Here is a 14,287-nt window from a genome sequence, read left to right on the forward strand (position 1 = left end):
TGAGGTTTGCCGAAAATGAAGGCTCGAAGCCGAAAGATTACGGATTTTCAGGGTTTCTGCCAAGGATTTTGTATTGACTTGGCTTCTCCGCCGCGATAATTCGCCGGCTAGACAATTTGAGCTGCTTATCCAGAGTGGGCGAGGGATCCGGCCCTTTGACCCCACAGCAACCCGTTAACAGGCGGGTGCTCCTTCCGACCCTTTCGGGATGAGATGAGCAGATTAGAGACGACCTCTTCAATAGCCGGAAGAGGTTTTTTTTTGCTCTTTCCCCCCTTTGAAAAAGGGGGGCAGGGGGGATTTAAGAGCTGATGCATTAAGATGAACTCCATTCTCGAAGCCATCGGCCACACGCCGCTGATCCAACTCAAGACCTCGCCCGAGGCCGGCGCCGAAATCTACGCCAAGCTGGAGTCCTTCAATCCGGGCGGCTCGGTCAAGGACCGGATCTGCCTGGGGATGATCGAGGGCGCCGAGCGGCGGGGCCAGCTCAAGCCCGGCGACACCGTCATCGAGCCGACCAGCGGCAACACCGGCATCGGCTTGGCCCTGGTCTGCGGGGTGAAGAAATACCGGCTGGTTCTGGTGATGCCCGAGAATTACAGCGTCGAGCGGCGCTATTTAATGAAGGAAATGGGCGCCGAGATCGTCCTGACCAAGGCCGAGGACGAGATGCCCGGGGCCATCGCCAAGGCCGAGGAGCTGGCCAAGCAGAATCCGGGCAGCTTCATGCCCCGGCAATTCAGCAACCCGGACAATCCCGAGACCCACCGCCGGACCACCGGGCCCGAAATCCTGGCCGAGTTTCCGGAAGGCGGGATCGACGCTTTCGTGGCCGGAGTCGGCACCGGCGGCACCTTGACCGGCGTCGGCTCGGTCTTGAAGGAGCGCCATCCCGGCTGCCGCATTGTCGCGGTCGAGCCGGCGGCGGCCGCGGTGCTTTCGGGGCGGAAGCCCCAAGTTCACCGCATCCAAGGGATCGGTCCGGGCTTCGTTCCCGAGATCCTGGACCGGAAGCTGATCGACCGGATCGAGACGGTGAGCGACGAAGAGGCTTACCAGGCCGGCAAGCTGCTGGCCCGGCATGAAGGTTTGCTGATGGGGATTTCCTCGGGCGCCGCCTTCGTCGCGGCCCGGCGGCTGGCCGCCGAGCTGGGGTCGGGCAAGCGGGTCGTCACGATTTTTCCCGACAAGGGCGAGCGTTATTTCAGCATCCCCCCTCCTTTGTAAGGAGGGGGTAGGGGAGGTAGGGCGTTGGCGATGTGCAAGATCATTGCAAAAGCGGACGCTCTACCCCTCCCTGACCCTCCCCTTACAAAGGGGAGGGAATAAACTAAGGAGCCAACGTGAGTTTCGTCAAAGGGCTGCAATGCCGAGAATGTCATCACCTCTATCCCAAGGAGCCGTTGCACGTCTGCGAGTTTTGCTTCGGCCCGCTCGAGGTCGTCTACAATTACGACGAGATCAAAGCTTCGCTGACGCTGGAGTCGCTGCGCGGCCGCCCGACCACGATGTGGCGCTACAAGGAGCTCTTGCCGATCGACGGCGAGCCTACCGTCGGCGCTCAAGTCGGCTGGACTCCGCTGGTCAAGGCCGACCGGCTGGCCAAGGCCCTGGGCGTGAAGGAGCTCTACATCAAGAACGACGCGGTCAACTACCCGACCCTCTCCTTCAAGGACCGGGTGGTCTCGGTCGCCATGTCCAAGGCCAAGGAATTCGGATTTAAGACCGTGGCCTGCGCCTCCACCGGCAACCTGGCCAATTCGGTCGCGGCCAACGCCGCCGCCAGCGGCTGGGAAAGCTATATCTTCATCCCCCACGACCTGGAGCAGGGCAAGGTGCTCGGCACCCTGGTTTTCGGCACTAACTTGGTCGGCATCAAGGGCACTTACGACGAAGTGAACCGGCTCTGCAGCGAGGTCGCGGCCAAGTACAAGTGGGCCTTCGTCAACATCAACATTCGGCCCTACTACGCCGAGGGCTCCAAGGCGATGGGCTACGAGATCGCCGAGCAGCTCGGCTGGAAGCTGCCCCAACACATCGTGGTGCCGATGGCCGGCGGCTCGCTGATCACCAAGATCCACAAGTCCTTCGACGAGCTGGTCAAGATCGGGCTTCTTCCCAAGAACGACACCAAGGTCTACGGCGCCCAAGCCACCGGCTGCTCGCCGATCACCACCGCCGTCAAGAGCGAATGGGACCTCTTCAAGCCGGTCCGGCCCAACACCATCTGCAAGTCGCTGGCGATCGGCAACCCGGCCGACGGCTTCTACGCCGCCAACGTGATGCGGAAGAGCGGCGGCTGGGGCGAGGACGTCACTGACGAGGAGATCGTCGATTCGATGAAGCTCCTGGCCTCGACCGAAGGAATCTTCGCCGAAACCGCCGGCGGCGTGACCCTGGGGGTGGCCCGCAAGCTGATCGCCCAGGGCCGGATTCCCAAGGACGAAAGCATCGTCCTCTGCATCACCGGCAACGGCCTCAAGACCCAGGAAGTCCTGGTCGGCAAGGTCGGCGAGCCCAAGATCATCAACGCGAAGCTTGCGGAGTTCGACGCTTTGTATGAAAAGGGGAAGAAATAGGAGTTTTTATGGCCTCGAAAGTCAAAAGAAAAGTCTACCTGACCTTTCCCACCGATACGGTGAAAGACGCCATCATTTGCGACATGTACGACAAGTACAAGGTCCGCTTCAACATCCGCAGCGCCTCGGTCAACGATTCGGTCGGCCTGATCGCGTTGGAGTTGGAGGGCGAGGAAGACAAGATCGGCGAAGCCATCGAGTATTTCCGCTCCCGCGGCCTCACCGTCGAGCCGATCGAGATGAACGTCATCGCGGGCTGAGGGAACACCTTCTTGATTCACTCGATCATTGAAAAGATCGGCAACACGCCTTTGGTCCGGCTCCGCGAGGTCACCCGCGGCTTGCCCGAAAAGGTCGAGGTCTACGCCAAGGTCGAGTATTTCAACCCCGGCGGCTCGGTCAAGGACCGGCCGGCCCTGCGGATGATCCGCGAAGCCGTCAAATCGGGCCAGCTCACCAAGGACAAGATCATCATGGACCCGACCAGCGGCAACACCGGCGTGGCCTATTCGCTGATCGGCGCCGCCCTCGGCTACCAAGTCGAGCTGGTGGTGCCGGAGAACGTCAGCCGCCAGCGCAAGGAGATGGCCCAATCTTTCGGCGCCAGCCTGACCTATTCCTCGGCGATGGAGGGCAGCGACGGCGCAATCCGGCTGGCCCGCAAGCTCAAGGCCGAAAACCCCGACAAGTATTTCATGCCCGACCAATACAACAATCCCTTCAACCCCGGCGCCCACTACGACACCACCGGGGTCGAGATTTACGAGCAGACCGGGCGGCGGATCAGCCATTTCATCACCGGCATCGGGACCAGCGGGACGGTGATGGGGGTGTCCCGGCGGCTGAAGGATTACAATCGGGCGATCCAATGCTACGCCAGCGAGCCGGCCGAGCAGCTCCACGGCTTGGAGGGCTTGAAGCACATGGCCAGCTCGATCGTGCCCGGCATCTACCATCCCGAGATCCTGGACGGGGTTTTCCCGGTCGAGACCGAAGTCGGCTACGCGATGGCCGAGCGCTTGGCCAAGGAAGAGGGGCTTTGCGTCGGCCATTCCAGCGGCGGCAACGTCGCCAGCGCCCTTGAAATCGCCCAACGTTTGAAGGAAGGAGTGGTGGTCACGATCCTTTGCGATCACGGCGACCGCTACGTGCCACTGTAATATGCAACGCGACCTGCAAATTTCCAGCTACGTCCTCGACATGATGATCCTTCGGGCCGAGAAGGAGTACCCCAATGAGGCCTGCGGCATCGTGATCGGGCCCAAGGGCATCCACAAAGCCATCGGCGTCTTTCCGATCCGCAACATCCAGGACGAGCTCCACGCCCAGGATCCCCAGCGCTATCCGCGCCAGGCTAAGACCGCTTATCAGATGGATCCCAAGGAAGTGAAGGTCGTGGAGAAGGAGGCCCAGAGCAAGGAATTCGAGACCAAGCTCTTCTACCATTCCCATCCCGACCACGGCGTCTACTTCTCGGAAGAGGACAAGGCCATCGCCTGTCCCTGGGGCGAGCCGAGCTTCCCCGAGGTCGGCCATGTCGTCATCTCGGTCGAGAAGGGCAAGGCCGTGGCCGCCAGCGAGTTTTTTTGGAATCCCGAAAAGAAGGATTTCGAAGAGAGAAAATTACGGTAATCGAAAGGACCATTATGGCGATCAAAATCCGCATCCCCACCCCGCTGCAAAAGCTGACCAACAACCAATCGGAGGTCGAAGTCTCGGGCTCCAGCGTCAAGGCCGTCTTGGCCGCGCTGGAAGAGAAGCATCCCGGCCTCCGCGAGCGCCTCTACGACGAGAAGGGCACCTTGCGCCGCTTCATCAATTTCTACGTCAACGATGAGGATATCCGCTTTCTGAAGGGCGAAGAAACCCCGCTCAAGGACGGCGACGAGCTCTCGGTGGTCCCGGCCATCGCCGGCGGCTGCTAAAACTCCACTCCGACCGCCAGCCCGCCATTGATGAGCGTCGCCTCGTCGACGCTGCTCCGCAGGCCTTCGTCCAGCAGCACGCTCACCTTCACGTGAGGGCGCAGGTAGAGCGGCCCCTTCACGGTCCAGGTGAACTCCAGGTTTCCGACGAACAGATTCGCCGCGAATTTCGAGACTTCGAAATTGGCCTCGTTGAAAGCCGCGTTGGCCCAGGCGAAGCCGGCCGAGGCTTTCATCGACAGCTTCTCGTGGAGCTCCCATTCGAAAGCGCCGCCGGCGACCCCGAAATAGGCGCCGGGCGCCGCGATCATGTCGAAGAGCTGGGCGGTGAAAACGGTGAAGGGCCCTCGTTGAAAGCCGAGGATGACCGAGCCTTCGCCGGTGGCGGCGACGTCTTGGTGCGGATAGAGATAAAACAGAAAAAGGGTGCCGACGAAAAAGTCCCTGAACCGACGGCCGTAGCCCAAAGTGAAATCGACCTCGTTGAGCCGGCCTTGGTTGGCCTCATCGTTCAAAACGAAGTTTCCCCAAACCGAGAAAATGGCACCTTGATAGGAGAGCCACCCCGAGGGCTGGAGGACCGGCCCCTCGCTCAAGGCGATCCCCCGCCAAACGTACTGCGAAACGAAGTCGGCTTCGAGTCCCCAGGCGACGCCTTCGCCTTCCTCGGCCGGGATCAGCTTGTCGCCGGTTTCGCCCGAATAAACCGGCGCCGCTTCCTCGGCCCGGCCCACGCCGGGTGCCAACAGAGAGAGGATCAGAAGCAAAGCAAGGCCATTTCGCACGGTGCCCTCGATCAACCGCCCAAGGCGATGGTGGTCAGCGTCAATACGACGCCGATGCCGACCATGCCCAAGCTCAGCCACAGTGTTTTTTGCTTGGAATAGCGGGTAATACTGACGCCGAGGACGAAGAGCAGAAAAATCGCCGAGGCGTTGGAGAGCCGCATGGCCAGCCGCACCCGGTCGGTGAACAGAAAGGGCAAAACCACCGGAAACGTGGAGAGCACGACCAGGAAGAAAACTCCGACCGCCCCTTTGACGTCATCCCGGGTGATCAAGGTCCTGGCGGCGGCCGACCGACGCTCCTGAATCCGGTCGATCACCCGGTCGAGCGATTCGTCGTCCATCAGCGAATCGAAGGGCTCGGGCATGCCCTCCATCAAGTGGCTCCGGGCCATCGTCCGATCCGGGGCCGCCAGGATCAATTTTCCCAACTCGAAATTGCGGATTCGCTCGGCCGACCGGGCGATGACATACATGACCGCGTCGACGAATCCCCAAGCCAGGTTGCAGCCCAAGGCCGCGACCAACAGGGTCCGGACGTCGGCTCGGCCGGCCTCGGCCACGCTGATCGTGCAGGTGAAGGTCAGAGCCATCAGGAGGCCGAAGAAGATCTCGGAGAAGCGATCCAGCGGATCGAGCAAGCCCCGGCGGGTGACGGAATTCCGGGCTAGGCTTGGATGATGCTTGGATATCATCGGGCCGCGACCGACTCCGGCGGGATGAAGTACAAGGCGACCGCCAATATCAGGTAAATGGTCAGCAGCAGCATCCCCTTCAGCCAGTTCGATTCGCCGTCGTTGACGACCTGGCCGATGATCAGCACCGCCAGCAGGAGGATCAGGACCAGTTGGAGGCCGAAGATCAGGTCGAAAGGCTGGGGGCCGAGGAAATAGCTCAAAAACACCAGGAGCGGAGCCACGAAGAGGGCGATTTGAACGCCCGAGCCCATCGAGATCGAGATCGCCAGGTCCATCCGGTTCTTTCGGGCCATCACGATGGCGGCGGTGTGCTCGGCGGCGTTGCCGATGATGCCGACGACGATCACGCCGATGAAGACGGTGTTCATCCCGAAGGCCTGGGCCGCGGGCTCCACCGTCCCGACCAGGATTTCGCTCATCCAGGCGACCAAGGCGGTGGATAGGGCCAAGACGAGGAGGGACTTGCCGATGGACCAAGAGGCGGCCGGCGCCGGGTGACCGGCGGTTTCATCGCTCGATCCGGCGAATAGCCCTTTGTGGGTGACGAGCTGGAAATAGAGGTAAAAGAGATAAACGATGAACAGGATCGCGGCGATGATCAGGCTGAGCTTTTGCTGCAGCGCGGTCGATTCGGTTTTGAGGGCCGAATAGTAAATCGCGGGCATGATGAGGGCAAAGATCGACAGCGACAGCATTTCCGCCTGGGAGCGGCCGGCCGAGGCGTTGAACTTCTGCTGACGAAACAACAGGCCGCCGCCCAGCATCGAGGCCCCCAAGACCAGCAGGATGTTTCCGATGATCGACCCGATGATCGAGGCCTTGACCACTCCGTAGAGCCCGGCCCGCATGGCCGCGATCGCGATGATAAGCTCGGCGGCATTGCCGAAGGTGGCGTTGAGCAGGCCGCCGACCCCCTCGCCGGTGCGCGAGGCGATATGCTCGGTGGCGTGGCTCAACCAGCCGGCCAGCGGAATGATCGCCAAGCAGGAAGTGAGGAAAATGACGCTGTGCCACTGCGGTTTGAAGAGCTCGAGCAGGACGGTGGTCGGCACGAAGATCAGTAGGGCGTTGATCATTTTCACCGGCTTTCAAAAGAATTACAGCCAAGGGGCCTTCGTTTGACAATGAAAATTTAAGTGTTACATTTCTCCCGCCGGGTAATTCACCCATCGAAGGAGGGGATGCATGACGAACGCGACCGTCTACGCCCGCTTGGGCGATATTTCAGGGGTTCGGAGCAAGTGGGGCTGGTTCCTGGCGCTGGGAATCCTGATGGTGATCCTGGGCACCGTCGCCTTGGGGTCGAATTTCCTCTTCACCATCGTCTCGGTCCTGTTCTTCGGCTACCTCCTGATGGCCAGCGGCGTCCTCCACATCTTGGGGGCCTTCTGGTCGCGGGGCTGGGGAGTTTTCCTTCTCTACTTGCTCGCCGGGATCCTGAACCTCATCGTCGGGTGGCTGCTGGTCAGCCGGCCCGAGCTGGGCGCCGTCGGCATCACCCTGGTCATGGCCATCTTCTTCATCGTCGGCGGGCTCTACCGGGCCATCTCGGCCATCGGAATGCGGTTTCCGAATTGGGGTTGGGCGCTTTTCGGCGGCCTGGTCACCTTGGGCCTCGGCATCCTGCTTTGGCAGGGCTGGCCGGCGACCGGCCTTTGGTTCATCGGCCTCTACGTCGGCATCGATCTCATTTTCCATGGGTGGTCTTGGATGATGTTCGCGCTCACCGCCCGAAAGCTGGCCTAAAAAAATCGTTGTTATTAATCGAGGGCCCCAACCATAATCCGTCTCAGTCCCATTAGGTACCAACGCCCTATGCCCAAGGTGGTCCTGCTTCTATTGTTCGCCCTCGTCGCGGCTTGCGGTGACAAGCAAGCGCCGGAGACCACCGCCGCCGAGCCGGCGGTCCAGGTGACCAAGGTCATTCAAAGGAACATTCCCAATTACGTCGAATATGTCGGCCAGACCGAGGCGCCGGTGAGCGTCGAAATCCGGGCCCGGGTCGAAGGCTTCATCCAAGAGGTGGCCTTCGTCGAAGGCAGCGAGGTCAAGGAAGGCGATTTGCTCTTCGTCATCGACCCCAAGCCTTATGAAGAAAAGCTGGCCCGGGCCAAGGGTAAGTACGCCGAGGCCCAAGCGAACTTCCTCAAGGCTCACCAAGACGTCGAGCGCTTCCGGCCCTTGGCCAAGATCCAGGCCATCGCCCAGCGCGATTTCGACAACGCGGTCGCCTTGGAGCAGCAAGCTCAGGCCGTGGTCGACGCCGCTCAAGCCGACGTCAAGAGCGCCGAGCTCGATGTGGGTTACACGACGATGCGGGCTCCGGTCGCGGGCCGCATCGGTTCGACCACGGCTCGAGTGGGGGCTTTGGTCGGAAAGGGCGAGCCGACCCTGCTGGCGACCATCTCCAACACCGACCAAATTTGGGTGAGCTTCGGCATCAGCGAAGTTGAATACCTCCAGTTCGCGAAGAAACGGGCCGAGAATCCGGGCATGGCCGGACAGTTCAAGATCGAGCTGATCTTGGCTGACGGCTCGGTCCATTCCCATCCGGGCCGGGTGAATTTCGCCGACCGCAGCATCGATCCCAAAACCGGGACTTTGCGGGTCCGGGTCGAGTTTCCCAACCCCAACAACATCCTGCGGCCGGGACAATTCGGCCGAGTCCGGGTCTTGCTCGAAGAGCGGGCCGACGCCCTGGTGGTGCCGGTGGCCTCGGTCCAGGAAATTCAGGGCAAATATTCGGTGATGCTGGTCGACGCGGATAGCAAGGCGGTTTTTCGTCCGGTCAAGCCTGGCTTAAAATTCGAAGGCGCTTGGGTCATCGAGGAAGGCGTGAAGGCCGGGGATCTTGTCGTCGTGGAAGGCTTGAAGTCCGTCAAAGACGGAATGAAAGTTCAGGCCAAGGAGATTCCCTTCCCCGCGAAATAACCATGGCAAATTTCTTCATCAATCGCCCGATTTTCGCGATTGTCTTATCGATCCTCATGGTTTTGTTGGGAGTGGTCATCCTCCGGGGCCTCCCCATTTCCGAATATCCCGAGATCAGCCCGCCCCTCGTCGAGGTCATCGGAACTTACCGCGGCGCCAACGCCGAAGCGGTCGAGGATTCCGTCGCCACTCCGATCGAGAGCCAAGTCAACGGCGTCGAGAACATGATCTACATGAAGTCGCTCAACGCCAACGACGGCCGGATGGTTTTGCAGATCTCCTTCGACATCGGGACCGATCCCAATATCGACCAAGTCAACGCCCAGAACCGGGTTTCGCTCGCCCAGCCCCAGCTGCCCCAAGAGGTGACCCGTGAGGGAATCACCGTCGAGAAGAAGAGCCCCGACATCCTGATGGTCATCGACTTGTATTCGCCCAAGGGGACCTACGACTCGGTTTTCTTGAGCAACTACGCCTCGATCAACATGATCGACCCGCTGGCCCGGGTCCGCGGCGTCGGCGACGTCAAGAACTTCACCAACCAAGACTACAGCATGCGGATTTGGATGAACCCCGACCGCATGGCCAGCATGGCGATCACCACCGCCGAGGTGATTCAGGCGGTGAAGGACCAAAACATTCAGGCGCCGGCCGGTCAATTGGGCTCCGAGCCGGCCCCGCCGGGCCAGCAGTATCAATATAATGTGCGCTCGCGGGGCTTGCTCAAAGAGCCGGCCGAATTCGAGGAAATCATCGTCCGCTCCAACCCCGACGGCTCCCAGGTCAAGCTGAGGGACGTGGCTCGGGTCGAGCTCGGCGCCATGATTTACAACTCCTTCACCCGGATGAACGGGGTCCCGGCCGGCGTCATGGGCATCTACCTCGCCCCCGGCGCCAATGCGCTGGAAACGGCCGCCAATATCCGCGGCATGCTGAAGGAGATGGCCGAGCGCTTTCCGCCGGACATGGAATACACGGTGGCGCTCGACTCGACCTTGCCGATCAAGGCCTCGATGAACGAGATCGTCCACACCTTGGGCGAAGCGGTCCTCTTGGTCATCTTGGTCGTCTTCCTCTTCCTGCAGAGCTGGCGGGCCACCCTGATCCCGCTCCTGACGGTGCCGGTCTCGCTGGTCGGCACTTTCGCCGCCTTTCCCTTGCTCGGATTCTCGGTCAACACCCTCAGCCTCTTCGGCTTGGTCCTGGCCATCGGTATCGTCGTGGACGACGCCATCGTCGTCGTCGAGGCGGTCCAACACCATATTGAGCACGGGAAATCGCCGCGCGACGCGACCTTCCTGGCCATGAAGGAGGTCAGCGGGCCCGTCGTCGCGATCGCCTTCATCCTGACCGCCGTCTTCATTCCGGTTGCGATGACCGGCGGCGTGACCGGCCGCCTCTATCAGCAGTTCGCGGTCACCATCGCCGTCTCGGTGCTTTTGTCGGCCTTCAACGCCCTGACCCTCAGCCCGGCCTTGAGTGCGATCCTGCTAAAGCCGCCTTCGCCCAGCAAAGGTATCCTCGGGCGCTTTTTCGGGGCCTTCAACCGGGGTTTCGACAAGTTCACCGCCGGTTACACCAAGGGAGTCCGCTTCCTGGTCCGGCGGGCGATGCGCAGCATGATGATCATGGGGATCTTGGTGGTGGGGCTGGTCGGGCTGGGCAAGATTCTGCCGACCGGCTTCGTTCCGGACGAGGACAAGGGCTATTTCTTCATCCAGGTTCAATTGCCCGAAGCGGCTTCCCAGCAACGGACCGATGCGGTGGCCAAGAAGGTCGAGGAGATCCTCAAGAAGATTCCGGAGATCGATTATTACACGATGGTCGGCGGCAACAGCATCCTGACCAACTCGATGGGCTCCAACGTCGCCGGATTTTTCGTCTCGCTCAAGGATTGGGAGGAACGCCAGGCCGATGGAAGCGACGTCGTCGGAGTGATGAAAAGGCTCAACGCCGAATTCGGCAAGATCGCCGAGGCCAAAGTGTTCCCCTTCGCCCCGCCGCCGATTCCGGGCTACGGCAATTCCGGCGGCTTCACTTTCGAATTGCAGGACCGGAGCGGCGGCGGCATCGAGAAGCTGATGGTCGAGACCCAGCGCTTCATCGATGCCGCCCGAAAGCGGCCGGAGCTGGCCAACCTTTACACCGGATTTCAGGCCAACGTTCCCCAGATGTCGGCCGAGCTGGATCGGGAGAAGGCTCGCACCCTCGGCGTCAACGTCGCCGACGTCTTCACCACCCTGCAAACTTATCTGGGCGGGAGCTACATCAACGACTTCAATCGTTTCGGGCGGGTTTACCGAGTCATGGCCCAGGCCGAACCCGAATTCCGGGTCAAGCCCGAGGACATCAGCCGCTTCTTCGTCCGCAGCAACACCGGTCAGATGATCCCGCTCTCCACCTTGGTCCGGGTCAAGGAGGTCAAGGGGCCGGAATATACGATCCGTTACAATCTCTACCGGAGCGCCGAGATCACCGGCGGGCCCGCGCCCGGCTACAGCTCGGGTCAAGCGATGGCCGCGATGGAAGCCGTGGCCAAGGAAGTCCTGCCCCGGGACATGGGCTATGAATGGACGAGCATGTCCTACCAGGAAAAATTGGCCGCCGGGAAGGGCGCCCAAGTCTTCTTCCTGGCGCTCATCTTCGTCTTCCTCTTGCTGGCGGCGCTCTATGAAAGCTGGTCCCTGCCTTTCAGCGTTTTGCTGGGAACGCCCTTGGCCGTCTTCGGCGCCTTTCTCGGCCTGTGGCTGGCTCGGCTCCAAAATGACGTCTACGCCCAGATCGGCCTGGTGACCTTGATCGGCCTGGCCGCGAAGAACGCCATCCTCATCGTCGAATTCGCCAAGGCCAAGCGGGAAGAGGGCGTCCCCATCGTCGAGGCGGCGATCGAGGCGGCCCGCCTCCGGGTTCGTCCCATCCTGATGACCTCCTTCGCGTTCATCCTTGGCGTCGTTCCCTTGATGCTGTCGAGCGGCGCCGGCGCCAACGCCCGCCATTCGCTGGGATTCTCGGTGTTCGGCGGCATGGTGGTCGCCAGCGCCTTGGGAATTTTCCTCATCCCGGTCCTCTACAAGGTGGTTCAAGGTTTCAGCGAATTTGGCTTCAAGAAGCCGGCGGCCGAGCCGGAAAGGAGCGCCCCATGAAGCGGGCGATTTCGGGGATCTTGGCAGCGTCGCTATTCTCGGCCTGTGCCGTCGGCCCCAAATACAGCCGGCCGTCGATCGAGGTGCCGCCCAATTATCGAGGCCAGGCGACCCAGGCCGGCGGGCCAAGCAATGTCGCCTTCGCCGATTTTCCTTGGTGGGAGGTTTTCCGGGATGAGGAGCTGCAAGCCCTGATCCGGACCGCGCTGGAGAATAACAAAGACGTCAAGATCGCGGCAGCCCGGGTCGAAGAGGCCCGCGGCATGTACCGCATGAAGCGAGGCGAGCAATTCCCCGAGCTCAATTTCGGGACCACCGGCGCCCAAACCTTCACCAGCCAATCGAACGTCGGCGACGCCACCAATGCCGGATCGATCAACCGCACTTTTGCGGCCGTCGGCGTCAACATGTCCTACGAGGCCGATCTCTGGGGCAAGTATCGCCGGGGCAGCGAAGCGGCCCGGGCCGAGCTCTTCGCCCAGGAGGATTTTCGGCAGACCGTCATCATGACCTTGGTCAGCGATGTCGCCGCCGCCTATTTCGAGTTGCGGGCCCTCGATCTGGAGCGGGAGATCTCGCTGGGCACCTCCCGGGCCCGCCGCCAATTGCTCGGCTTGACCCAGCAGAGGCTCAAGGCCGGCGTGATTTCGCTGCTGGACGTGCGGCAGTCCGAGGCCGAGCTTTCCATCGCCCAAGCCGAGATCTCGCGGATCGAGCGGCTGATCGGGTTGAAGGAGAACGAGATCAGTTTCTTGCTGGGCCAGAACCCCGGGCCGGTTGCGCGGGGCAAGTCCCTGACCCAGCAATACTTGCCGCCGGAGCACCCGGTCGATCTGCCCTCGGCGCTGCTGGAGCGCCGGCCCGACATTCGCGAGGCCGAGCAAAAGCTGGTCGCGGCCAATGCCCGGATCGGCGAGGCCAAGGCCCTGTTCTTCCCCCAAGTGAACCTGAATACTTTCTTGGGCGGACTTTTTTTGACGGGACCGGCCGGCGGCTGGACCGCGGTCGCCTCCTTGGGTGGGAGCCTCTTCCAATTTATTTTCGACGGCGGAAAGCGAAAAGGGAACCTCGAGGCCGCCAAGGCCCGCTTCGAGCAAGCGGCGCAGCGTTACCAGCAGGTGATCCAGCAGTCGTTCCGCGAGGTCAGCGACGCGCTGATCTCCATCAACAAGCTGGCTGAGGAACGGAAAAGCCGGGAGCGCTTGGTGAGCTCGGCCCGCGACGGCTATCGGCTGGCCAATGCCCGCTATGAGGGCGGGGTTTCCAGCTATCTCGAGGTCTTGGACGTCGAGCGCCTCCTGTTCCGCTCCCAACTCTCGCTGGCCCAGGTTCGCCGCGATCAATTGCTGGCGGTGGTTCAGCTGTATCGGGCCTTGGGTGGCGGCTGGAGCCAGGCGATGCCCGCCGAGACGACCGACGTGAAGGAAACCGAGGCGCGATGAAGGCCAAGCAATATTCGAAGGAGCTGCGCAAGCTCCAAACCGAGCTCTGCAAGCTGCAAGACTGGGTCAAAGCGAAGGGCTTGCGGGTGATCATCCTCTTCGAAGGGCGGGATGCCGCCGGCAAGGGCGGGGTGATCCGGGCTTTGACCGAGCGGGTCAGTCCCCGGGTGTTCCGAGTCATCGCCTTGCCAACCCCGACCGAGCGCGAGCGAAGCCAATTATACATGCAGCGCTATCTTCCCTATTTTCCGGCGGCCGGCGAGGTCGTCATCTTTGACCGCAGCTGGTACAACCGGCTCGGCGTCGAGCACGTGCTCGGATTTTGCACTAAGGAGCAGTACCAAGTCTTTCTCAGGGACTGTCCGGTCGCCGAGAAATTCATCGTCGACGGCGGCGTTCAGCTGATCAAGATTTGGCTGGAGGTCGGCCAGCAGGAGCAGCGGGCTCGGTTTTTGGCTCGCATCGACGACCCCATGCGGCAGTGGAAGCTCAGTCCGACCGATCTGGAATCGATCCGCCGGTGGTACCAATATTCCAAGGCCAGGGACCGGATGCTCGACGCCACCGACACGCCTCATGCGCCTTGGTACGTGGTTCGCTCCGACGACAAAAAGAAAGCGCGGCTCAATACCTTATCCTTCCTTTTGAAAAAAATTCCCTATAAGAAGGTCCGGCGGGACAGGGTGGCCTTGCCCCGGCCTTCGAGCCGGGGGAAATACGACGATCAGGCCAGCCTGAAAAAAAGAAAATTCATTCCCGAAAAATACTGAATAGGAGATCG

Annotated in this window: 14 protein-coding genes and 1 riboswitch; of the genes, 11 read left to right on the plus strand and 3 right to left on the minus strand. The window is 61.5% G+C overall.

Annotation, left to right across the window (positions count from 1 at the left end; all coding sequences use genetic code 11):
* Positions 1-122 precede the first annotated feature (122 nt).
* Positions 123-220, plus strand: a riboswitch (SAM riboswitch).
* 101 nt (positions 221-321) lie between these two features.
* The 6 genes from cysK (at position 322) to VJR29_12255 (ending at position 4,507) form a co-directional block, all read left to right on the plus strand.
* Complete coding sequence (gene cysK / locus VJR29_12230; GenBank protein ID HKY64173.1) at positions 322-1,230, plus strand: cysteine synthase A; 909 nt, start codon at positions 322-324, stop codon at positions 1,228-1,230.
* A 116-nt stretch (positions 1,231-1,346) separates the two neighbouring features.
* Positions 1,347-2,582, plus strand: coding sequence for a threonine synthase (thrC, locus tag VJR29_12235; protein HKY64174.1), 1,236 nt, complete (start codon positions 1,347-1,349; stop codon positions 2,580-2,582).
* An 8-nt stretch (positions 2,583-2,590) separates the two neighbouring features.
* On the plus strand, positions 2,591-2,842 hold the full coding sequence (locus tag VJR29_12240; protein ID HKY64175.1) for an NIL domain-containing protein: 252 nt from the start codon (positions 2,591-2,593) through the stop codon (positions 2,840-2,842).
* Between the two features lie 12 nt (positions 2,843-2,854).
* Entirely contained in the window at positions 2,855-3,742 is an 888-nt protein-coding gene (locus VJR29_12245; GenBank protein HKY64176.1) for a pyridoxal-phosphate dependent enzyme, read from the plus strand.
* Between the two features lies 1 nt (position 3,743).
* Positions 3,744-4,214: a Mov34/MPN/PAD-1 family protein gene (locus VJR29_12250; GenBank protein HKY64177.1), complete on the plus strand. Its 471-nt coding sequence runs from the start codon at positions 3,744-3,746 to the stop codon at positions 4,212-4,214.
* A 14-nt stretch (positions 4,215-4,228) separates the two neighbouring features.
* Positions 4,229-4,507, plus strand: a complete 279-nt coding sequence (locus tag VJR29_12255) for a ubiquitin-like small modifier protein 1 (GenBank protein HKY64178.1) — start codon at positions 4,229-4,231, stop codon at positions 4,505-4,507.
* Here the strand turns inward: VJR29_12255 and VJR29_12260 are convergent.
* Genes VJR29_12260 through cax form a run of 3 tightly spaced genes read right to left on the minus strand, consistent with a single transcriptional unit; the run spans position 4,504 to position 7,066 of the window.
* A complete protein-coding gene (locus VJR29_12260) occupies positions 4,504-5,292 on the minus strand; it encodes a hypothetical protein (GenBank protein HKY64179.1) in 789 nt (262 codons plus the stop codon). The genes VJR29_12255 and VJR29_12260 overlap by 4 nt on opposite strands.
* Before the next feature lie 11 nt (positions 5,293-5,303).
* Complete coding sequence (locus VJR29_12265; protein ID HKY64180.1) at positions 5,304-5,987, minus strand: hypothetical protein; 684 nt, start codon at positions 5,985-5,987, stop codon at positions 5,304-5,306.
* Positions 5,984-7,066 (minus strand): calcium/proton exchanger, encoded by a 1,083-nt coding sequence (gene cax / locus VJR29_12270; protein HKY64181.1) that lies wholly within the window; start codon positions 7,064-7,066, stop codon positions 5,984-5,986. The genes VJR29_12265 and cax overlap by 4 nt, the downstream gene beginning before the upstream one ends.
* 109 nt (positions 7,067-7,175) lie before the next feature.
* On the opposite strand from cax, the gene VJR29_12275 reads away from it, so the two are divergent.
* The 5 genes from VJR29_12275 to ppk2 all read left to right on the plus strand — a co-directional run bounded on the left by VJR29_12275 (position 7,176) and on the right by ppk2 (position 14,276).
* Positions 7,176-7,736, plus strand: coding sequence for an HdeD family acid-resistance protein (locus VJR29_12275; protein HKY64182.1), 561 nt, complete (start codon positions 7,176-7,178; stop codon positions 7,734-7,736).
* 69 nt (positions 7,737-7,805) lie between these two features.
* A complete protein-coding gene (locus VJR29_12280; protein ID HKY64183.1) occupies positions 7,806-8,921 on the plus strand; it encodes an efflux RND transporter periplasmic adaptor subunit in 1,116 nt (371 codons plus the stop codon).
* A gap of 2 nt (positions 8,922-8,923) precedes the next feature.
* Positions 8,924-12,064, plus strand: a complete 3,141-nt coding sequence (locus tag VJR29_12285; GenBank protein ID HKY64184.1) for a multidrug efflux RND transporter permease subunit — start codon at positions 8,924-8,926, stop codon at positions 12,062-12,064.
* Entirely contained in the window at positions 12,061-13,506 is a 1,446-nt protein-coding gene (locus tag VJR29_12290) for an efflux transporter outer membrane subunit (protein ID HKY64185.1), read from the plus strand. Before VJR29_12285 ends, VJR29_12290 begins: the two co-directional genes overlap by 4 nt.
* A complete protein-coding gene (ppk2, locus tag VJR29_12295; GenBank protein HKY64186.1) occupies positions 13,503-14,276 on the plus strand; it encodes a polyphosphate kinase 2 in 774 nt (257 codons plus the stop codon). The genes VJR29_12290 and ppk2 overlap by 4 nt, the downstream gene beginning before the upstream one ends.
* Positions 14,277-14,287: the final 11 nt, after the last annotated feature.

The organism is bacterium (assembly GCA_035281585.1).
Classification (GTDB): Bacteria; UBA10199; UBA10199; order DSSB01; family DSSB01; genus DATEDP01.